The sequence below is a fragment of the Citrobacter sp. Cb023 genome (assembly GCF_030336805.1).
In the GTDB taxonomy this organism is placed as follows: Bacteria; Pseudomonadota; Gammaproteobacteria; order Enterobacterales; family Enterobacteriaceae; genus Citrobacter; species Citrobacter braakii.
On the sequence record NZ_JAOWCV010000038.1, the window covers coordinates 22,010 to 42,554 of the forward strand.

The window sequence follows — 20,545 nt, forward strand, 5'->3', positions numbered from 1 at the left end:
ATGCGTGCGGTCAATAAAAGAGACTGCCCCCTTTTGGAGTAATAGCTTAGTGCACAAATTTGAGCGATTTAAGATAACTTGAACGTAGACGATGTATGATGGCGGCGCTAGCATTAAGAGTTATAACTGCAACGTATCTCAAGGATTTGTCATCATTATGACCCTGCCTGATTTTCGCCTGATTCGCCTGCTGCCGTTGGCGGCCCTGGCTCTTACCGCCTGTACGCTCAACGCGCCGAAAGGTCCCGGCAAAAGCCCTGACTCTCCACAGTGGCGCCAGCACCAGCAGGAAGTACGCGCCCTGAACCAATATCAGACGCGCGGTGCGTTTGCGTATATTTCCGATCAACAGAAAGTCTATGCCCGCTTTTTCTGGCAACAAACCGGACAGGATCGCTACCGTCTCCTGCTGACCAATCCCCTGGGCAGCACTGAACTGGAACTCAATGCCCAGCCGGGCAACGTCGAACTTGTCGATAACAAAGGCAAGCACTACACCGCTGACGACGCCGAAGAGATGATTGGTAAGCTGACCGGCATGCCTATTCCATTGAACAGCCTGCGCCAGTGGATCCTTGGCCTGCCGGGAGACGCCAGCGATTACAAACTCGACGACCAGTATCGTCTGAGTGAAGTGAACTACAGCAAAGACGGTAAAAACTGGAAAGTGGTCTATAGCGCCTACGACAGCAAAATTAAGCCTGCGATGCCGGCAAACATGGAACTGTCCGACGGCGATCAGCGTATTAAGCTGAAAATGGATAACTGGATTGTGAAATGATGACCCACTGGCCCTCTCCGGCAAAACTGAATCTGTTTTTATACATCACCGGGCAGCGTGCGGACGGTTATCACACCTTGCAGACGCTATTCCAGTTTCTTGATTATGGCGACACGATAGGTATTGCGCTGCGTGGCGACGGCGAAATCCGCCTGTTAACGCCGGTGGAAGGCGTTGCACATGAAGACAATCTCATTGTCCGTGCGGCGCGCTTGCTGATGAAGGCGGCGTCTGAAAGCGATCGCCTTCCCAAAGGGAGCGGCGCCGACATCAGTATCGAAAAACGCCTGCCGATGGGCGGCGGTCTTGGCGGAGGTTCGTCTAATGCAGCTACCGTCCTGGTGGCGCTGAATCACCTTTGGCAGTGCGGACTTTCGGTTGATGAACTGGCAGGACTCGGCTTAACGCTGGGGGCGGACGTTCCCGTATTCGTGCGCGGCCATGCGGCCTTTGCTGAAGGCGTAGGTGAAATTCTGACCCCGGTCGAGCCAGAGGAAAAATGGTATCTGGTCGCCCACCCGGGAGTCAGTATTCCGACGCCGGTGATTTTTAAAGATCCCGACCTCCCGCGCAACACGCCAAAAAGGTCAATAAAAACGTTACTAAAATGTGAATTCAGCAATGATTGCGAGGTTATCGCAAGAAAACGTTTTCGCGAGGTTGATGCGGCGCTTTCCTGGCTGTTAGAATACGCGCCGTCGCGCCTGACTGGTACAGGGGCTTGTGTCTTTGCTGAATTTGACACTGAGTCTCGTGCTCGCCAGGTGCTTGAGCAAGCCCCGGAATGGCTCAAAGGCTTTGTGGCGAAAGGTGTCAACCTCTCCCCATTGCACAGAGCGTTACTCTAAATCATTCGGGTTTCAGGAAGATGGCGAAATATGCCAGCATACATGAAACGTGAAAGATGACGAGTAAGCCGGGCAAGCTGAGTTGCGGTGACAACGTCACCCTGTTCCAGACGTTGCATCGCGCTCTTTAATACACCGCATGGAGAGGATACTGCCTGGCCCGCACAGTTTTCGGCAGATTCTTTCCACCAATGGACGCATGCCTGAGGTTCTTCTCGTGCCTGATATGAAGCTTTTTGCTGGTAACGCCACCCCGGAACTAGCACAACGTATTGCCAACCGCCTGTACACTTCACTCGGCGACGCCGCTGTAGGTCGCTTTAGCGACGGCGAAGTCAGCGTACAAATTAATGAAAATGTACGCGGTGGTGATATTTTCATCATCCAGTCCACTTGTGCCCCTACTAACGACAACCTGATGGAATTGGTCGTTATGGTTGATGCGCTGCGCCGTGCTTCCGCAGGCCGTATCACCGCCGTTATTCCTTACTTCGGCTATGCACGTCAGGATCGTCGCGTACGTTCCGCTCGTGTACCGATTACTGCTAAAGTCGTCGCTGATTTCCTGTCCAGCGTTGGCGTTGACCGCGTCCTCACCGTTGACCTGCATGCTGAACAGATCCAGGGCTTCTTTGACGTACCGGTTGATAACGTATTCGGTAGCCCGATCCTGTTAGAAGACATGCTGCAGCTGAATCTGGACAATCCGATTGTGGTTTCTCCGGACATCGGTGGCGTCGTGCGTGCCCGCGCTATCGCTAAACTGCTGAACGATACCGACATGGCTATCATCGACAAACGACGCCCGCGCGCGAACGTTTCTCAGGTGATGCACATTATTGGTGACGTTGCAGGTCGTGACTGCGTGCTGGTTGATGATATGATCGATACCGGCGGTACGCTGTGTAAAGCAGCAGAAGCACTGAAAGAACGTGGTGCAAAACGCGTATTTGCTTACGCTACCCACCCGATCTTCTCAGGTAATGCGGCAAACAACCTGCGCAATTCAGTGATTGATGAAGTCGTTGTCTGTGACACTATTCCACTGACTGACGAAATCAAAGCACTGCCAAACGTGCGTACATTGACCCTGTCGGGTATGCTGGCCGAAGCGATTCGTCGTATCAGCAACGAAGAATCCATCTCTGCTATGTTCGAGCATTAATCGAGCCCGGCTCAAAAACCCGCTGCGGCGGGTTTTTTTATCTGCAACATCTATTTGTATGACTTATGCCTCCTTCACCTGCCATTTAGTTGACAGATGATGCGCTCATGGATGAAACATTATTGTGAACAGATTATTTTCCTCACATGTGATGCCTTTCCGCGCCCTCATCGACGCTTGTTGGAAAGAAAAATATACCGCTTCTCGCTTTACCCGCGACCTGATCGCCGGGATAACCGTTGGGATCATTGCCATTCCGCTGGCGATGGCCCTGGCAATAGGCAGTGGCGTGGCGCCGCAGTACGGCTTGTATACCTCAGCCGTGGCTGGGATTGTTATCGCCCTTACCGGGGGTTCACGTTTTAGCGTATCTGGCCCAACTGCCGCCTTCGTGGTGATTCTGTATCCGGTTTCGCAACAGTTTGGGCTGGCAGGCCTGCTGGTCGCAACGCTAATGTCCGGGATATTCCTGATCCTTTTCGGCCTCGCCCGTTTTGGTCGCCTGATCGAATATATCCCGGTATCCGTTACGTTAGGTTTTACATCGGGTATTGGTATCACCATCGGTACCATGCAGATTAAAGATTTTCTCGGTCTGCAAATGGCCCATGTCCCGGAGCACTACCTGCAAAAGGTCGGCGCGCTGTTTATGGCCCTGCCAACCCTCAACGTTGGCGATGCCGCAATTGGCGTGGTGACGCTGGGGATCCTGATTTTCTGGCCGCGTCTGGGGATCCGACTGCCGGGCCACCTTCCTGCGCTGCTGGCAGGCTGTGCGGTAATGGGGATTGTGAACCTGACCGGCGGCCATGTCGCCACCATCGGTTCTCAGTTCCACTACATTCTGGCTGATGGCTCGCAGGGTAACGGTATCCCGCAATTGCTGCCGCAACTGGTATTACCGTGGGACATGCCGGAGTCAAACTTTACCCTGAGCTGGAGTTCGTTACAGGCGCTGTTACCGGCCGCCTTCTCCATGGCGATGCTCGGGGCGATTGAATCTCTACTGTGCGCCGTCGTACTTGATGGGATGACTGGCACCAAGCATAAAGCCAACAGTGAGCTGATTGGCCAGGGCCTGGGCAACATCGTGGCACCGTTCTTCGGTGGTATCACCGCCACGGCGGCAATTGCCCGTTCTGCGGCAAACGTCCGCGCCGGGGCGACCTCACCAATTTCAGCGGTCATCCACGCGATTCTGGTGATCCTTGCCCTGCTGGTGCTTGCGCCGCTGCTTTCCTGGTTACCGCTTTCCGCCATGGCCGCCCTGCTGCTGATGGTGGCATGGAACATGAGTGAAGCGCATAAAGTGGTGGATCTGCTGCGTCATGCGCCAAAAGACGACATCATTGTCATGCTTATGTGTATGTCGCTGACGGTGCTATTCGACATGGTGATCGCCATCAGCGTCGGTATCGTTCTCGCCTCCCTGCTGTTTATGCGTCGTATCGCGCGCATGACGCGTCTGGCGCCGGTCAACGTAGATGTACCTGACGATGTGCTGGTGCTGCGCGTTATTGGCCCACTTTTCTTTGCCGCTGCGGAGGGATTATTTACCGATCTCGAATCGCGTATTGCAGGTAAACGTATTGTGGTCTTAAAGTGGGACGCGGTCCCGGTACTGGATGCCGGTGGTCTGGACGCTTTCCAGCGGTTTGTAAAACGCCTCCCGGAAGGGTGTGAACTGCGGATCAGTAATCTGGAATTCCAGCCGTTACGTACAATGGCGCGCGCGGGCATTCAGCCGATTGCCGGACGCCTGACGTTCTTCCCGAATAAAGACGCCGCGCTGGCAGATATCAGCTGACGTGTAGCCCGGCCAGGCGAAGCGCCGCCGGGCTACAAATGACAGGCAAAAAAATGGCTCCCGTGTGTGGGAGCCATTTTTATAATCAGCTTATTGCTTACGCGTTCAGCAGTTGCTCAGCTGTCGCTTTCACGCTTGCCAGCAGGACTTTGACATCCTCCAGACACACCGTTGGGTTCAGCAGCGTCAGCTTCAGGCAGGTTACGCCATCTGCTTCGGTCACGCCAACGTTGGCGCTACCAGAAGCCAGCAGAACGTCGCCAATACGCTGGTTCAACAGCGCAACGAACGCCATGTCGTCACTGTGCGGACGGAAACGGAACAGCACGCTTGCCAGCTGCGGCTCCATCACCAGTTCCAGGTGTGGCTGAGTTTTCACAAACGCAGCCACATCACGCGCCAGCGTTACGCCGTTATCAATGATTTCGGCATACTGCTTTTTGCCCAGCGCTTCGAGCCCCATCCACAGCTTCAGCGCGTCAAAACGGCGCGTGGTCTGCAGCGATTTCGACACCAGATTCGGTACGCCCGCCTCTTCATCAAAATCAGAGTTCAGGTACGCCGCCTGGTAACGCATCAGCTCGTAATGACGCGCGTCTTTCAGCAGGAACGCGCCGCAGCTGATGGTCTGGAAGAACTGTTTGTGGAAGTCCAGCGTCACGGAATCCGCCAGTTCAAGGCCGTTCAGGAAGTGACGATACTGCTCAGAAAGCAGTAACGCCCCGCCCCATGCTGCATCCACATGCATCCAGATCTGGTGTTCTGCCGCCAGCGCCGCAATGTCCGCTAACGGATCGATTGCGCCCGCATCGGTAGTACCAGCAGTGGCGACAATCGCCATCACCTGTTCGCCGTTGGCTTTCGCCTGGGCCAGCTTGTCTTTCAGGTCAGCCAGATCCATGCGTGAGAACGCATCGGTCTTCACCTGGGTGACGGAACGGTAACCCAGCCCCATCAGCGCCATGTTCTTCTGCACAGAGAAGTGCGCGCTTTCAGAGCAAAATACTTTGATTTTGCTCAGGTCGCCGGTCAGACCATTCTGCTGAATGGAATGCCCCTGGCGGGCAAAGAAGGCGTCGCGCGCCAGCATCAGGCCCATCAGGTTGCTTTGGGTGCCGCCGCTAGTGAACACGCCCGCGTCGCCTGCCGCATAGCCCACCTGCTCACGCAACCATTCGATCAGTTTGATCTCAATGATGGTCGCCGACGGGCTCTGATCCCAGGAGTCCATACTCTGGTTGGTGGCGTTGATCAACACTTCTGCCGCCTGGCTAATCACCAGGCTCGGGCAGTGCAGGTGCGCCACGCACTGCGCATGGTGAACCAACAAGCTGTCTTTCAGAAAGTATTCAACCGCACGCTCAATAGCGGCCTGGTTGCCCAGGCCCTGAGACGTAAAATTCAGGTTGATACGTTCGCGCAGTTGCTCAACGGTTTTGCCCTGATACATCTCAGGCTGCTTCAACCATTCAACGACCGCTTGCGTACTCTGCTCGATCGCGTCCTGGTAGGCAGCAATGCTTTGTGCCGAGCCGGACAGAATCGGATTTACGTCTGACATTCGATCCAACTCCGTTTAAACCGGCTTCACGCCAGCGCCCAGCAGGGCATTTTCGAATTTATCGAGGAAAATCTCCAGCTCTGCGTTGGTGATCAACAGAGACGGCAGCAGACGCAGTACGCAACCGTTACGGCCGCCACGCTCCAGAATCAGGCCGTTTTCGAAACATTTTTTCTGCAGCAGCGCGGAAAGCTCTCCATCGGCCGGGTAGCAGCCCATGTGATCCTGCGCTTCGTTCGGCTTAACGATTTCCAGACCAATCATCAGGCCCAGACCACGTACCTGGCCGATAACCGGGTAACGTTTCTGCAGGTCAGTCAGTTTGCCTTTCAGCCACTCGCCCTGCGCAGCAACTTTATCGGCAATCTTGTCGTCTTTGAGGATTTTCAGCGTTGTCAGACCGGTCGCCATCGCCAGTTGGTTGCCGCGGAAGGTGCCAGTGTGATGGCCCGGAGCCCACGCATCGAACTGCTTTTTAATGCCCAGTACCGCCAGTGGCAGACCGCCGCCAACCGCTTTGGACATCACGATGATATCCGGCTCAATACCGGCGTGTTCGAAGGCGAACAGTTTACCCGTGCGCGCGAAGCCAGCCTGAACTTCATCGATAATCAGCAGAATGCCATGTTCCTGGGTCACTTTACGAATACGCTGCAGCCACTCGATCGGAGCCGGGTTTACCCCGCCTTCGCCCTGCACCGCTTCGAGGATTACGGCAGCCGGTTTACGCACGCCGCTCTCAACGTCGTTGATCAGGTTTTCGAAGTAGTAGGTCAATGCTTTGACGCCAGCGTCACCGCCGATACCCAGCGGGCAACGGTACTGATGCGGATACGGCATAAACTGCACTTCCGCCATCATGTTGCTGACGGCTTCTTTCGGCGACAGGTTGCCGGTCACGGACAGCGCGCCGTGGGTCATCCCGTGGTAGCCACCGGAGAAGCTGATGATGCTGGAACGGCCGGTAACTTTCTTCGCCAGCTTCAGCGCCGCTTCAACGGCATCGGCACCGGACGGCCCGGTGAACTGCAGGCAATACTCTTTGCCCTGGCCCGGTAATAAAGAAAGTAAATACGATGAGAATTCATCTTTTAACGGTGTGGTAAGGTCAAGCGTATGTAACGGTAAGCCGCTTGTGATGACACTTTGAATGCTCTGCAGCACTTCAGGATGATTATGACCAAGCGCCAGGGTTCCGGCACCTGCCAGGCAATCAAGATATTGATTATTTTCTACGTCAGTAATCCAGACGCCCTGCGCTTTAGCAATCGCTAATGGCAGTTTACGTGGATAGCTGCGGACATTAGATTCAAACTCAGCCTGTCTTGCTAAAAAGGTATCATTGCTCTGTGGTAATGAATTAGCACTTAAAGTATCAATACGGACTTTATCCGTCATCATATCACTCCTACAACCAGGTGTAGATTAACGCCTGATTGAATAAATGGTTATAAGGGTTACCTGTAAAAAAGCGCGGCTAATATATGTTGTTTTAGCCCTGGACTCAATCATTTATTTTTCAACACATTTAGCGGGTGTTTTTTCTTTATAATTCAAAGTGTAACAGCCACCCTTCATTACGAAATCCTAAAGAAATATATCTATTTAATTAACAATTACCGTAGCCAATTGCAACGCATACGATGTTATAAAAACCATGTAATTTTCATGTTTTTATTATTTTTTTACACGTTTTTACCATTAATAATGTACGCGTTTTCTTGTTACGACATGATTTTTCACTTATTTGTCGATAAATCGAATAAAAAAGTCGATCCCTAAATATAAATCACTTAGTATGGCGCGCTTATTTGCAGGCTATGTAAATAAAATTAATGCGCAGCACCCGGTAACGCGTACAGGCGACACGCGTTTTCGACAACAGGAATTCCCTGGGTTGTCAGCAGAAATGTTCGCGGGCGGACATTTCGTAAGGCGAACACCGTTTCCCCTTATGCCGAGAATGAAAATTTTCTAGCCATACTTTTATGGCGCCCTGATATGAGATTGTTATGACTCGCATTTATCCACCATCCGTCGTTGCCAAATTTGGCGGCACCAGCGTCGCTGATTTTGATGCGATGAACCGAAGCGCCAGCATTGTCCTTGCTGATCAAGATGTCCGTTTAGTCGTGCTGTCTGCTTCAGCAGGCGTTACAAACTTACTGGTCGAGCTTTCTGAAGGTCTGGAAACGCATCAACAATTAGATAAGCTTGAGACCTTACGCGCCATCCAATACAACATTATTTCCCGCCTGAAGCAGCCGTCCGTTATCAGCACGGAAATCGATAATCTTCTCAACAACATCCGCCATCTTGCACAAACGGCGACCGTTTCACCGTCTGATGCGCTAAGCGATGAATTGGTCAGTCACGGCGAGCTGATGTCCTCTTTACTGTTTACTGAAGTCTTACGTGAACGGCATGCCGAGGCCGGGTGGTTTGACGCCCGCAGCGTGATGCGTACCAACTCGAGTTTCGGCTGCGCCGAACCCGAACTCAGTACCTTGCACCACCTGGTGGAGACTCACCTGCGCCCTCGTCTTGAGCAAGCGATTATGGTGACCCAGGGGTTTATCGGCCGGGATGCCGCAGGGCATACCACTACGCTGGGACGCGGTGGTAGTGATTACACGGCGACGCTTCTCGGTGAGGCGCTTCACGCCGCACGCGTGGACATCTGGACCGATGTCGCAGGGATCTACACCACCGATCCGCGTATTGCGCCGCGGGCCAAACGGATTGACCACATCTCATTTTCCGAGGCCAGCGATATGGCCGCCTTCGGTGCGAAGGTCCTCCACCCGGCTACGCTGCTTCCGGCAATGCGTAAAAGCATTCCGGTTTTTGTTGGCTCAAGTAAGGATACGGCTGCCGGTGGTACGCTGGTGCATAACACCACCGACAACCCACCTCGCTATCGTGCGCTTGCCGTGCGCCGTAAACAGACGCTGTTGCGATTACATAGTCTGGAGACACAACCGTCCGGTTCTTTCCTGGCGCAGTCCTTCGCCATTTTAGCTCGCCACGCGGTCACGGTGGATTTGGTTACAACCTCAGAGAACAGTATTGCGCTGGCGCTGGACGCGACTCACGCAACCTCAGGTGAAGATCATATACTGACCAGCGCATTGTTTACCGCATTATCCTCCCACTGTCGTGTGGAAGTGGAAACCGGACTGGCATTAGTCACTTTGGTGGGGAATCGACTGACTCAGGCGGCGGGAGTTTGCAAAGACGTTTTTGCCTGGCTTGAAGGGCATACGGTGCGAATGATTTGCCACGGCGCGTCAAATGACAACCTGTGTTTCCTGTTGCCCGCTGAAGACGCGGATAGCGCGGTTAAAACGTTACATTATCGGTTATTCGAATAACGTTTCTTATATTCCATAGCGAATATAAAAGTGCGTTCTATGCAAGGATAATGAACAAGCAAAGTCCTGGTTTTTCAACCAGGACTTTGTATTCAAACCGCAGCCCTCTCTACCGGGAAACGATTTAGTTATGACGATGAGTGGTATCACCGCGACGACAGCGTTTGTCATAATGGCGTACCCACCAGTAACGGTCACTGATTTGCTCGTGCCCGCCCACTCTGGCTCCCGCCAACCACAGAACACCACCTACAAAAATACTGAGCACGGCACCATGTGCGAAAAACTGTGGCAGATTAAATTGCGGCAATTGGTTTAAAATAGAGTAACCAACACCCCCCACCATCACCACCAACCCTAAAGCCATGAGCACGTTACCGAGTAACGAAGCGTTTTTGCGTTTCATGTGTCACCTCCGGAACTTTGGGTTGCTACAGGGAATACCCCTAATCCTTATGTGTAAAGTATAGACAACACTGCCGTTCGCAAGTGCGGGAGCGATCACAATTACAAACACTCGCGCAACAAAACTTTACAAATAAGCTACTGAACATACTCAATTTCTAATAGTCCATTTGTGCAATTATTCAGTTTTTGGCGATTAGAACGCAGTTTTTTGTCAAGAGCAGCATCAGACAGTAAACTACACGTCGTTTATGGAAACACTCAGGACAAAACACGTGACGATTAAATTGATTGTCGGCCTGGCGAACCCCGGCGCAGAGTATGCGGCAACGCGACACAACGCAGGCGCATGGTATGTCGATTTACTGGCAGAGAGATTACGCGCGCCCCTGCGTGATGAGCCGAAATTCTTCAGCTACACCTCCAGAGTAACGCTCGAAGGGGAAGATGTCCGTTTGCTGGTACCGACCACATTTATGAATCTCAGCGGCAAGGCAGTAGGTGCGATGGCCAGTTTTTATCGTATCAATCCCGATGAAATTTTGGTCGCGCACGACGAATTAGACCTGCCGCCTGGCGTGGCAAAATTTAAGCTCGGTGGCGGTCATGGCGGACATAATGGCCTGAAAGACATCATCAGCAAGTTGGGCAATAACCCCAACTTTCATCGTTTACGCGTGGGAATTGGTCATCCGGGTGATAAAAACAAAGTTGTCGGATTTGTTTTAGGCAAACCGCCTGTTTCAGAACAGAAGTTAATTGATGAAGCAATTGACGAAGCGGCACGTTGTACCGAGATTTTATTCAAAGATGGCCTGACCAAGGCAACGAGCCGGTTACACACCTTTAAAGCGCAATAAGCAGCGATGTGCGGCATTTTTCTCGCGTGCTGTGTATAATAGGCAGAGTTATTTACTTTTCTACAATCTGTTTTCCATAACAGGTTGAATATCAAAAGATTAAGGTGATTTAAACATGGGATTCAAATGCGGTATCGTCGGTTTGCCAAACGTAGGCAAATCCACCCTGTTCAACGCGCTCACAAAAGCGGGTATTGAAGCGGCAAACTTCCCGTTCTGTACTATCGAGCCGAACACAGGTGTTGTCCCGATGCCCGATCCGCGTCTGGATCAGTTGGCCGAAATCGTCAAACCGCAGCGTATCCTGCCAACAACGATGGAATTCGTCGACATTGCCGGTCTGGTAAAAGGCGCGTCCAAAGGCGAAGGTCTGGGTAACCAGTTCCTGACGAACATCCGTGAAACCGAAGCTATCGGCCACGTGGTTCGCTGCTTTGAAAACGACAACATCATCCACGTTAATAACAAAGTGGATCCGGCTGACGACATTGAGGTTATCAATACCGAACTGGCGCTGTCTGACCTGGATACCTGTGAGCGCGCTATCCATCGCGTACAGAAGAAGGCCAAAGGCGGCGATAAAGACGCTAAAGCGGAACTGGCTGCACTGGAAAAATGCCTGCCACAGCTGGAAAACGCTGGCATGCTGCGTGCGTTGAAAACGCTGACCGATGAAGACAAAGCGGCTATCAAATACCTGAGCTTCCTGACGCTGAAACCAACCATGTATATCGCCAACGTCAACGAAGACGGTTTTGAAAACAACCCATACCTCGATAAAGTGCGTGAAATCGCCGCAGCTGAAGGCTCCGTGGTTGTTGCAGTTTGCGCTGCCGTTGAAGCTGACATCGCAGAACTCGATGATGCTGACCGTGAAGAATTCATGGCAGAAATGGGTCTGGAAGAGCCAGGTCTGAACCGCGTAATCCGCGCTGGTTACGAACTGCTGAACCTGCAGACCTACTTCACCGCTGGCGTGAAAGAAGTTCGTGCATGGACCATTCCTGTTGGCGCAACGGCTCCGCAGGCCGCGGGTAAAATTCATACTGACTTCGAGAAAGGCTTTATCCGCGCACAAACCATCGCGTTTGAAGATTTCATCACCTATAAAGGTGAACAAGGCGCGAAAGAAGCCGGTAAGATGCGTGCAGAAGGTAAAGATTACATCGTTAAAGATGGCGATGTGATGAACTTCCTCTTCAACGTCTAAACAAAACTTCTCGTCTCATGAGGTTTCATCAAATCTCATGAATATTGAAAAAGTCTACAAAATCCGCGCAATTGCGTGGATTTTTTATTTCAGAGAGTGTGCATCTGTCTCGTAACGAGACAGTCAAAAATGAGTACGTGGATGAGCACAACATTCTGCCATCTTCATTTTTAGTGGGTACGATAACGGTATAATAAATAAACAAGGCCCCGTTAGGTTCACTGATACGCAATGCCGCACTGCCAAGCCGAAAGAAAAACTCCATTGTCTCAATGATTTCAACTCGCTGAGCAGGCTGATGAACTGACCATCTTCCAGAAGGCCGCGACATACTTCGCGAAGCGCCTGAATGGCCTGCGGCCTGAGGATGACCTGGATGTGCCTGCAGGCTTGAGGAAATTGCCCAATAAAATCATTGTTATCTCTTACACATCCGGTCCTTATGTGCTGTATGCGAAACAGTGAAAAACCACAAAGCCCCGCGTAGCCTGCGAGGCTTTGTTATCTGGTGCGTTACGTCATCTGACGGGCAATATACCCTGCCCCTTTGATCGCCAGTTGGGCGATCTCGTCTTTATCACAGATAAAATGGACCGGGTTCTCAAGTCCATATCGGCTGCGCCATAAAGAACGATACATTTCGCAGCGCTGCCGCTTGCCTGTCAGCACAATGTCGCCTTGCAGAGAAAAGCCTAAACGCTCGGCCTCATCAAAGAGTTTCATGTCATCCGCCGCCAGCGCCGCCTGACAAAAAAATGTTCTTTCGACTGCGGTGCACGGCAACGAGAACTCGATAAAACGCGTAAACAGCAGCGTGCGCAGAAGGCCCGCATGATGCACGCTATCACAGGCATATTGCAGGATGTCCGCCGAGAAAAAATCGTCATCCTCTTCTTCCAGCATACTGGCGCCAATAAACGTCTCTTTTTTCACCGCCGCATAAACCTGCCCGCTCAGACTGGTAATACTGCCGGCGATTCTTCCCTGCGCGTCAATGTGGATAAGCTTGGTTGTTGAACCCAGTTCGATCATCGTCAGCGGCAGGTTCCTGTAAAGCGACGTCATCAGCCCCACGGCCTGAGTCTCTTCCCCGCGCATCAGGTCGATATCCCGCAGGCTGGACCAGCAACGATCCGCCTGCGCATTTTTGATACCAGGGACAAAACGGATCTCCAAATCCAGAGGCAGTATTGCGGGATCTTTTACCTTCACCACCCGGGAGACAAGCTGCTCAAGGCTCACCGGAGCGGTGATATGCGGTATCTCCAGCAGCCCGAGGTTAGAGGTGATCATTCCCGAAGCAATCGCAAAACGCACATCACCAGTCGTCAATTGGTTAGCGTGCAGCAGTTCACTTATCCCTGCGGCAATGGCGTCTCTGAAATCCCCCTGAGAACGGGCCTTCCCGGAGTTAACGCCAACAGCGAGGAGATGTTCAGCAACGATCTCCTCATCGCGTAACAAATAGAGCCGGGTCTGGGTTGAACCGCTGTCGATGATAATAATCATAAGCTTGCTCCTGAGGCGGTGACGTGGGTTTAGAGGCTTTGCTGATAAATGGCGCGAATCTCATCGGCGTCAGGCACGCGGGGATTATTCGCAAGCACGACACGCATCGTGGTAGTGGCATTGCCAATAAACCAGTCGAAATGTTCCTCTTTAACGCCCAGAGAGCTGAGCGACGGCAGCATATTGACGTAGCCCAGCAGCGAACGCACCGCATCAATACTGCTTCTCGCCGCTTCTTCTTCGGTCATATTGAGGGTATTCACGCCAAGCGCTTTGGCGATAGCGGCGAATTTTTGCGGCGCGCTTTGCCAGGTGAATTCCATAAAGGCCATGTAAATGGCGGCAATGCCTTCGGCATGTACGACATCAAGCAACCCGCCCATCGGGTGCTGCAACGCATGGGGCAATGTCGTCCCGGCACAATCAATCGCCATACCCGCCAGCGAACTGGCAAAAGTGACTTTTTCCCACGCCTCAATATTGGTGACATCGTCATAAACCTGCGGTAAATATTTGCCAATCAGCTCAACCGCCTGTAATGAAAGCATTTCACTCATCGGATGGGCATTTTTCGAAATAAAGGACTCCAACGAATGAAACAGGACATCTGCTCCCGGACCGGCAATAACGCGCCGGGGTAACGTCAGCATTAATAAAGGATCAATAATTGCCGCCTTCGGATAAATCAGCGGATTCACCAGCCCTTTTTTGTCATTGGTTTGTGGATTCGTAAATACCGCCGTTTTATTCGCTTCGCTGCCCGTGCCTGCGGTAGTCGGAATTAACACTACCGGTAGCGCCGAATCAGCCGGAGTTTGTCCAAATACATAGTCCCAAATTCCTCCGCTATTACAGGCCATAAAGGCAATGCCTTTTGCCATATCCATCGCGCTTCCTCCGCCAATGCCGACAATCACATCGCATTGCTGTTCACGGGCGAACGTAGCCCCTTCATCGACAAGGGTTGAAAGCGGGTTCTGCATGAAACGGTCAAAACAGACGGACGTCACGCCCGCCTGCGTCAATACATCAACCAACGCCGCCAACTGCCCCGTGGGCTTCGCACTATCTGAAGCAATGATCAGCGCCTTTTTGCCGTATTGCGCGGTAATTGTTCCCGCCTGTGCCAGTTTCCCCTGGCCAAAATAGAAATTAACCGGATTAACGAAATTAAATCCTGACATAATTTTTCCCTTATGGTGTGAATTCACGATGAAGTTAATGCGGCGCGCGATGCCCATTAATAATCAGCCATTCGCCTGAACGAGAAGCTACTCAATACGCATCACCGACAGTCCAAAATATATATTTCACCCTGAACCTCAATTGTGATTACTATCGCTTTATTCACCCTAATAATCCCTATATATGAAACGCGAGTTTATAATGTGGTATTGTGTGAGCGAATTCATATTTCCAGTTAATTGACTATGGAAATATACCGCCATCAAATAAGCGACCTGGCGGAAATTATCATGACCTCCTCTCCTTCGACTGTGAACGGTGTACAAACGTTACTGCGCGGACTGGCTGCCATCGAAGCGGTTGCCGCAGGACATCATGATTTACGCGCAATCAGTCAGCACATTTCCGCACCGCGCAGTACAACGCATCGTCTGATCAGCGCCCTGGTCGCTCAACGATATTTGCGACAAATTTCCAGCCGGGGCTATTTTCTCGGGCCAAGACTGATTGAGCTGGGCGGCGCATCGCTTGCTGGTTATCCGCTACGCATCGCTGCCCGCCCGCTGCTCGAAGCGCTGGCTCAGCTCACTCAGGACACCGTCCATCTCGGCATTCGCGAGCAAGGCGACGTGTTGTATATCGATAAAATTCCCGGTACCCGCGGGCTGGAGATGCGCTCGCGCGTTGGGCACCGTATGCCGCTGTTTTCGACTGGCATTGGCAAAGCGCTGATGCTCGGCGCGACGATGGCGGAATGGCAGCACTTTTATCGACTGCATAATCCCGGCGCGGACGCCGGTTCCTTTATTCGCAGCATGCACCATTACGCTGAGCGCGGTTACACCCTGGATCTGGAAGAGAACGAGCTCGCCATCCGCTGCGTGGCGGCACCGATTCGGGATGCCGGAAATCAGGTTGTCGCCGCTATTTCCGTCGCCAGCATCGCCCCCTACATGCCGGATGAACGCATGCAGGAGCTCAGCGGCATCGTAAAACGTTACGCTGAGGACATTTCCGCAGAGCTGGGCTGGGTGGCACATCGAACCTCTCTGATTTATCCCTTCGTCTCTACGCATGCAAAAGGATCCTGATATGACTGCATTGATCGCCCTGGATTGGGGAACCAGCGCGCTACGCGCCTACCGCTTAGCCGCAAACGGCACCGTGACTGCACGGCGGGAACTTCCCCACGGCATCATGAAATTACCCGACGCGCCCAATCGGCTGATGAGCTTTCGTCTGGCCTTCGACCTGGCCTGCGCAGACTGGCTGGCAGCCGATCCCGCCTGTCCGGTTATTGCCAGCGGCATGATTGGCAGCGCCCAGGGCTGGCAGCCCGCGCCCTATTTGCCTGCGCCCTGCGATGCTCGTCAGTTGGCGGAGCAGTTAACCCGCGTCGATGTCGATGACCAGCGCTGCTTCTATATCATTCCTGGCGTTCAGCAAACGAACCTTTTGCCGGAAGTGATGCGTGGAGAAGAAACCCAGGTGTTCGGCGCGATAACGGGTGATGAACGCCTGCGTGATGTTCAGGCCAGCGGCAGAAAATCGCTGATTGCCCTGCCCGGTACGCATTCAAAATGGGTGAGCGTCACGCAGGGGAAAATTGACCGCCTGCGTACGTTTATGTCGGGGGAACTTTACGATGTGCTGCGCCACCATTCGATACTGGGGCTGACGATGCAGCCCCCTGAAACTCCTGACTGGCAGGCTTTTGCTGAAGGCATCCGCGTCGCCCGCCAGCAGCCAGGCAATTTGCTCGGCTCTCTCTTTTCGGTGCGCACCCGGCTCCTTTGTCAGCAGCTATCGCCGCAACAACAGCCGGACTATCTCTCGGGTCTCCTGCTGGGCAATGAGCTTGCCATCGCGCTGGATGGGATCTCCGCCGATACCGACATCACCTTAATTGGTTCGCAGCCGTTGTGTCAGCGCTACCAGCGCGCCATGGCGATTTTTGAATGCCGCAATCCGGTGTATATCGCTCCCGGAGCGGCGGAACAGGGAATGTGGCAGGTAGCGCGTTACGCCAGTCTTGTGGCCTGATTTCCCGTTGACCTTTTTCTCGACCAACACCAGGAACTGACTATGGATTTTATCACCACGCTACGTCAAACCGGTCTGATTGCCATTCTGCGCGGTATACCGCCCGAACAGGTTGAAGCCGTCGGAGCCGCCCTGTATGAACAGGGATTCCACATCATCGAAGTCCCGCTTAATTCGCCTGAACCCTTGCTGAGTATTTCACGTCTGCGTCGTATTTTACCTTCGGACTGTTGGGTGGGCGCTGGAACGGTGATGACCGTGACTCAGCTGCATGACGTGGCGCAAAGCGGCGGCCAGCTGATTATCTCTCCCCATACCGATCCGGTATTAATTGAAGAGACAAAGCGCGCGGGATTGATAAGCCTCCCCGGGGCGGCGACGCCAGGCGAGGCTTTCAGCGCGCTGGCGAAGGGAGCGGATGCGGTGAAACAGTTTCCCGCTGAGGCGATCCCTCCCGTCGTGGTGAAAGCGTGGCGCGCCGTGATCCCCGCGGCGATCCCGCTGCTGCCCGTTGGTGGAATCACGCCGCAGGCAATATCCGACTATCGCGCTGCCGGAGCCAGTGGATTCGGCCTTGGCGGCGCGCTTTACCAACCAGGTATGACAGCAGAGCAAGTGGCCAGTCGCGCCGCTGACTTCGTGACCGCCTGGAGAACGTCCTCGCCCCTTAATACATAAAAAGAACCAAACGGAGTTGACTATGAAAATTCAAAAATTTACCTCTGGATTATTAACCTCGCTGTTAGCCGCCAGTTCATTACTGCTGGCAAGCCCGACTCAGGCGGCGGATTATCCTACGCGCCAGATAGAGCTGATCGTCCCCTTCGCCGCTGGCGGCGGCACCGATCTGGTGGCGCGCGCATTTGCTGAAGCCTCTAAACCGCACTTTCCGGTAGGCGTTGGCGTCATTAATAAGCCTGGCGGAGGCGGCGCAATTGGTTTTAGCGAGCTTGCCGCATCGCGCCCTAACGGCTACAAGCTGGCGATGGGCACCGCCGAACTGACTATCCTGCCCTCTCTGGGAATGGTGAAGTTCAAAACGGAGGACTTTACTCCACTGGGTCTGTTCAATATGGAACCCAGCGCCGTGACCGTTAAAATCGACGCACCATGGAATACGCTGGAAGAGTTCCTCGCCTGGGCGAAAGAGAATCCGGGCCAGGTCAGGGTTGGCAACTCAGGAACGGGCGCAATCTGGCACCTGGCAGCCGCGTCGCTGGAAGATAAAACCGGCGTGACCTTCAACCACGTTCCTTTCGATGGCGCGACGCCAGCCGTCACCGCGCTTTTAGGCGGGCACATTGAAGCCGTTACGGTGAGCACTGCGGAAGTCCTCAACCAGGTTGAGGATGGCAAGCTGAAAACACTGGCCGTAATGAGCACTCAACGTGACGCCAACATGCCTGACGTCCCCACGCTTCAGGAAAAAAACATCGATCTGTCGATCGGCGCATGGCGTGGGCTGGTTATCTCCAGCAAAACCCCGCAAAACGTGATCGATTTTCTGACCACCGCTATCGCCGCCACTGCCGATGAACCCTCTTTCAAGGAAGCGTTAGCCAAAATGCGCCTCAACTATGTCTGGCTCGATCGTGCTGAATTCCAGGCATTGCTTGAAGAGCAGCAGCGCGATTTCTCCGTCACCATCGAAAAACTGGGCCTCGGTCAAAAATAACGGTGACGTCCGGCCAGCCTCCTCTGGCCGGATAGTCCTCATGGGAGTCGTTTATGGTTGAAAATCCGTTAACTCCGACAACGCCGCCGCCAGCGTCTACGGCAGAACGACAATGCTACATTTTGGTCGCTCTGCTGCTGTGTCTGATCGCCGTAGTGGTGCTGGCGATTGCCAAAAGCTTTCCTGCAACGTCCATTTCTACAGATATCGGGGCGGGCGCATTTCCTTCGGTTTATAGCTGGTTGCTGATTATTCTCTCGTTGATCTTAATTGCTGGTCAGTTCTCTGGTACCACGCTACGCCAGCTGCTGGTTCTACCCACTCGCCCCACTCAGGGGTTTGGACGCTGGACGGGGCCGTTTTGTACCGTCGTCACCTGCGTGGCATACCTCTACGCCATGCAGCTTTTTGGCTACCTGGTCGCAACGGTACTTTTTATGATGCTGATTATGAAAATCTCCGGTATCCAACGCTGGTGGGTTAATGGGCTGCTGGCCATCGTGCTCTCCATTACGCTGTATATCCTCTTTTCGCTGGCGCTTAACGTTCCGCTGCCGGAAAGCAGCCTCCTGGAATCGCTGACTCTGGAGTAATTATGTCCCAATTTGATCTTATACTCGGCGGCGTAAATAGCTTGCTGGCCCACCCGGAAGCCATTTTATTTTCAATGATTGGCGTCTGGCTTGGCATCCTGGTGGGCGCGTTACCGGGCCTGACTGTCACCATGAGCGTTGCCGTAATGCTGCCTTTTACCTACGGCATGGATCCGATTTCTGGCTTACTGATTATCTCCGGCGTCTTTTTTGGTGGCGTTTATGGTGGTTCGATTATTGCCATTCTGCTCCGGATCCCCGGCACGCCAGCCGCCGCGGCAACGGCGATTGACGGCTATGAACTGACGAAAAAAGGTCAGGCCGGTGTGGCGCTGGGCACGGCGACTTTCTCCTCTTTTTTCGGCGGCACCCTCAGCATAATCGTGCTGATGTTCCTCTCGCCGATTCTGGCCGAGGTGGCGCTAAAATTCAGCGCCGCAGAGACGTTTGCGCTGGCCGTTTTCGGCTTGAGTATTATTGCCAGTATTTCCGGTGAATCGCTGATTAAGGGGCTGATCGCTGGCGTTGGTGGTTTGCTGGTCGCGACCATTGGCCTCGATCCGATGGGCGGATTTCCGCGTTTCACCGGCGGTTTTGTCGAGCTGATGAACGTGCCTTTTATCCCGGTGATGATTGGCCTGTTCGCCACTGCAGAAGTGCTTAAGTCGCTGGAAAAAGACGAGGTAGTGAGCAAGACGGTGCAGTACGCTATTGGTCGAATCATTCCGCCGTGGTCTACGTTCAAACGTCTGATTGTCACGCTGCTGCGCTCCTCCGGTCTGGGCGTGTTTATTGGCATGATTCCCGGCGCAGGGGCGGATATTGCCGCTTTCGTTTCTTACAATGAAGCGAAGCGCTTTGCCAGGCCGGAAGATCAGTTTGGCAAGGGTGAACTCAAAGCGGTTTCGGCCTGTGAAGCAGGCGCTAATGGCTGCACGGGCGGCGCACTGTTACCTATGCTGACGCTGGGAATTCCTGGTGACGCCACGACGGCGGTAATGCTGGGCGCGCTGACGCTACAGGGAATGCAGCCTGGGCCTCGACTATTTACCGAACACAGCGATACGGTCTATATGCTGTTTGTCGGAATGCTGTTTTGCTATCTGATGCTGCTTATTCTTGGCCTGGTTTCCGTTCGTTTCATCGCCAAAATGATCAACATTCCCAAGAGCGTCCTGACTCCGCTGATCCTCGCACTGTGTATCGTCGGCACCTATGCTCTGAACAACAGCATGTTTGACGTCGGCATTATGCTGGTCGCGGGCGTGATCGGCTATTTCATGCAAAAAGGCGGTTTCCCGGCATCTCCTGTCGTGCTGGCACTCATCATGGGGCCGATGGCGGAAAGTAACTTCCGTCGCGCGATGTCGCTGTCCAACGGGAGTTTTGATTTCATTTATACCCGTCCCATCACCGCCACGCTCCTGCTATTGGCGATGCTGACTCTGTTTGGCCCAATGGTACGCAAGGCCATAGCCGCAAGACGCGCACGTAAAAATCATTTGCTCTCCTGAATGAGCAGAAACGGG

General features: G+C 53.3%; 18 protein-coding genes. 13 read left to right on the forward strand and 5 right to left on the reverse strand.

Annotated features, from left to right (window positions below):
• The first annotated feature begins 157 nt into the window (after positions 1–157).
• The 4 genes from lolB (at position 158) to dauA (ending at position 4,601) form a co-directional block, all read left to right on the forward strand.
• Entirely contained in the window at positions 158–781 is a 624-nt protein-coding gene (lolB, locus tag OGW44_RS13685; protein WP_047358971.1) for a lipoprotein insertase outer membrane protein LolB, read from the forward strand.
• On the forward strand, positions 778–1,629 hold the full coding sequence (gene ispE / locus OGW44_RS13690) for a 4-(cytidine 5'-diphospho)-2-C-methyl-D-erythritol kinase (protein ID WP_016153296.1): 852 nt from the start codon (positions 778–780) through the stop codon (positions 1,627–1,629). Before lolB ends, ispE begins: the two co-directional genes overlap by 4 nt.
• A 217-nt stretch (positions 1,630–1,846) precedes the next feature.
• Positions 1,847–2,794 carry a ribose-phosphate diphosphokinase gene (gene prs / locus OGW44_RS13695; protein WP_001518537.1) on the forward strand — a complete coding sequence of 316 codons (948 nt, stop codon included), beginning with the start codon at positions 1,847–1,849 and terminating at the stop codon, positions 2,792–2,794.
• 124 nt (positions 2,795–2,918) lie between these two features.
• The gene (gene dauA / locus OGW44_RS13700) at positions 2,919–4,601 is read left to right on the forward strand and encodes a C4-dicarboxylic acid transporter DauA (protein ID WP_029139565.1); all 1,683 of its coding nucleotides are present in this window, start codon (positions 2,919–2,921) and stop codon (positions 4,599–4,601) included.
• 97 nt (positions 4,602–4,698) lie between these two features.
• On the opposite strand, the gene OGW44_RS13705 is transcribed toward dauA, so the two are convergent.
• Positions 4,699–6,162: a pyridoxal phosphate-dependent decarboxylase family protein gene (locus tag OGW44_RS13705; RefSeq protein WP_016156743.1), complete on the reverse strand. Its 1,464-nt coding sequence runs from the start codon at positions 6,160–6,162 to the stop codon at positions 4,699–4,701.
• 15 nt (positions 6,163–6,177) lie between these two features.
• Positions 6,178–7,563, reverse strand: a complete 1,386-nt coding sequence (locus tag OGW44_RS13710) for a diaminobutyrate--2-oxoglutarate transaminase (RefSeq protein WP_019076946.1) — start codon at positions 7,561–7,563, stop codon at positions 6,178–6,180.
• A gap of 611 nt (positions 7,564–8,174) precedes the next feature.
• On the opposite strand from OGW44_RS13710, the gene lysC reads away from it, so the two are divergent.
• Positions 8,175–9,536: a lysine-sensitive aspartokinase 3 gene (gene lysC, locus OGW44_RS13715; protein ID WP_016156744.1), complete on the forward strand. Its 1,362-nt coding sequence runs from the start codon at positions 8,175–8,177 to the stop codon at positions 9,534–9,536.
• A gap of 124 nt (positions 9,537–9,660) precedes the next feature.
• Here the strand turns inward: lysC and ychH are convergent, their stop codons facing one another.
• A complete protein-coding gene (gene ychH / locus OGW44_RS13720) occupies positions 9,661–9,942 on the reverse strand; it encodes a stress-induced protein YchH (RefSeq protein WP_016153301.1) in 282 nt (93 codons plus the stop codon).
• A 274-nt stretch (positions 9,943–10,216) separates the two neighbouring features.
• Between ychH and pth the strand changes: the two genes are divergently transcribed.
• Positions 10,217–10,801, forward strand: coding sequence for an aminoacyl-tRNA hydrolase (gene pth / locus OGW44_RS13725; RefSeq protein WP_185654661.1), 585 nt, complete (start codon positions 10,217–10,219; stop codon positions 10,799–10,801).
• 115 nt (positions 10,802–10,916) lie between these two features.
• Positions 10,917–12,011: a redox-regulated ATPase YchF gene (gene ychF, locus OGW44_RS13730; protein WP_016153303.1), complete on the forward strand. Its 1,095-nt coding sequence runs from the start codon at positions 10,917–10,919 to the stop codon at positions 12,009–12,011.
• 513 nt (positions 12,012–12,524) lie between these two features.
• Here the strand turns inward: ychF and OGW44_RS13735 are convergent.
• Entirely contained in the window at positions 12,525–13,520 is a 996-nt protein-coding gene (locus OGW44_RS13735) for a 2-dehydro-3-deoxygalactonokinase (RefSeq protein ID WP_185654662.1), read from the reverse strand.
• Positions 13,521–13,549: 29 nt separating this feature from the next.
• The gene (locus OGW44_RS13740; RefSeq protein ID WP_185654663.1) at positions 13,550–14,704 is read right to left on the reverse strand and encodes an iron-containing alcohol dehydrogenase; all 1,155 of its coding nucleotides are present in this window, start codon (positions 14,702–14,704) and stop codon (positions 13,550–13,552) included.
• 291 nt (positions 14,705–14,995) lie between these two features.
• Here OGW44_RS13740 and OGW44_RS13745 point away from each other — a divergent pair, with 291 nt between their 5' ends.
• The 6 genes from OGW44_RS13745 to OGW44_RS13770 are packed head-to-tail and all read left to right on the forward strand — an operon-like array spanning position 14,996 to position 20,530.
• Positions 14,996–15,796, forward strand: coding sequence for an IclR family transcriptional regulator (locus OGW44_RS13745; protein ID WP_185654664.1), 801 nt, complete (start codon positions 14,996–14,998; stop codon positions 15,794–15,796).
• A gap of 1 nt (position 15,797) precedes the next feature.
• Complete coding sequence (locus OGW44_RS13750; protein WP_185654665.1) at positions 15,798–16,748, forward strand: 2-dehydro-3-deoxygalactonokinase; 951 nt, start codon at positions 15,798–15,800, stop codon at positions 16,746–16,748.
• A gap of 42 nt (positions 16,749–16,790) precedes the next feature.
• Positions 16,791–17,426, forward strand: a complete 636-nt coding sequence (locus OGW44_RS13755) for a 2-dehydro-3-deoxy-6-phosphogalactonate aldolase (RefSeq protein ID WP_185654666.1) — start codon at positions 16,791–16,793, stop codon at positions 17,424–17,426.
• A 22-nt stretch (positions 17,427–17,448) separates the two neighbouring features.
• Positions 17,449–18,423, forward strand: a complete 975-nt coding sequence (locus OGW44_RS13760) for a Bug family tripartite tricarboxylate transporter substrate binding protein (protein WP_016153309.1) — start codon at positions 17,449–17,451, stop codon at positions 18,421–18,423.
• Positions 18,424–18,476: 53 nt separating this feature from the next.
• Positions 18,477–19,016: a tripartite tricarboxylate transporter TctB family protein gene (locus OGW44_RS13765; RefSeq protein ID WP_185654667.1), complete on the forward strand. Its 540-nt coding sequence runs from the start codon at positions 18,477–18,479 to the stop codon at positions 19,014–19,016.
• 2 nt (positions 19,017–19,018) lie between these two features.
• The gene (locus OGW44_RS13770; RefSeq protein ID WP_047389883.1) at positions 19,019–20,530 is read left to right on the forward strand and encodes a tripartite tricarboxylate transporter permease; all 1,512 of its coding nucleotides are present in this window, start codon (positions 19,019–19,021) and stop codon (positions 20,528–20,530) included.
• Positions 20,531–20,545: the final 15 nt, after the last annotated feature.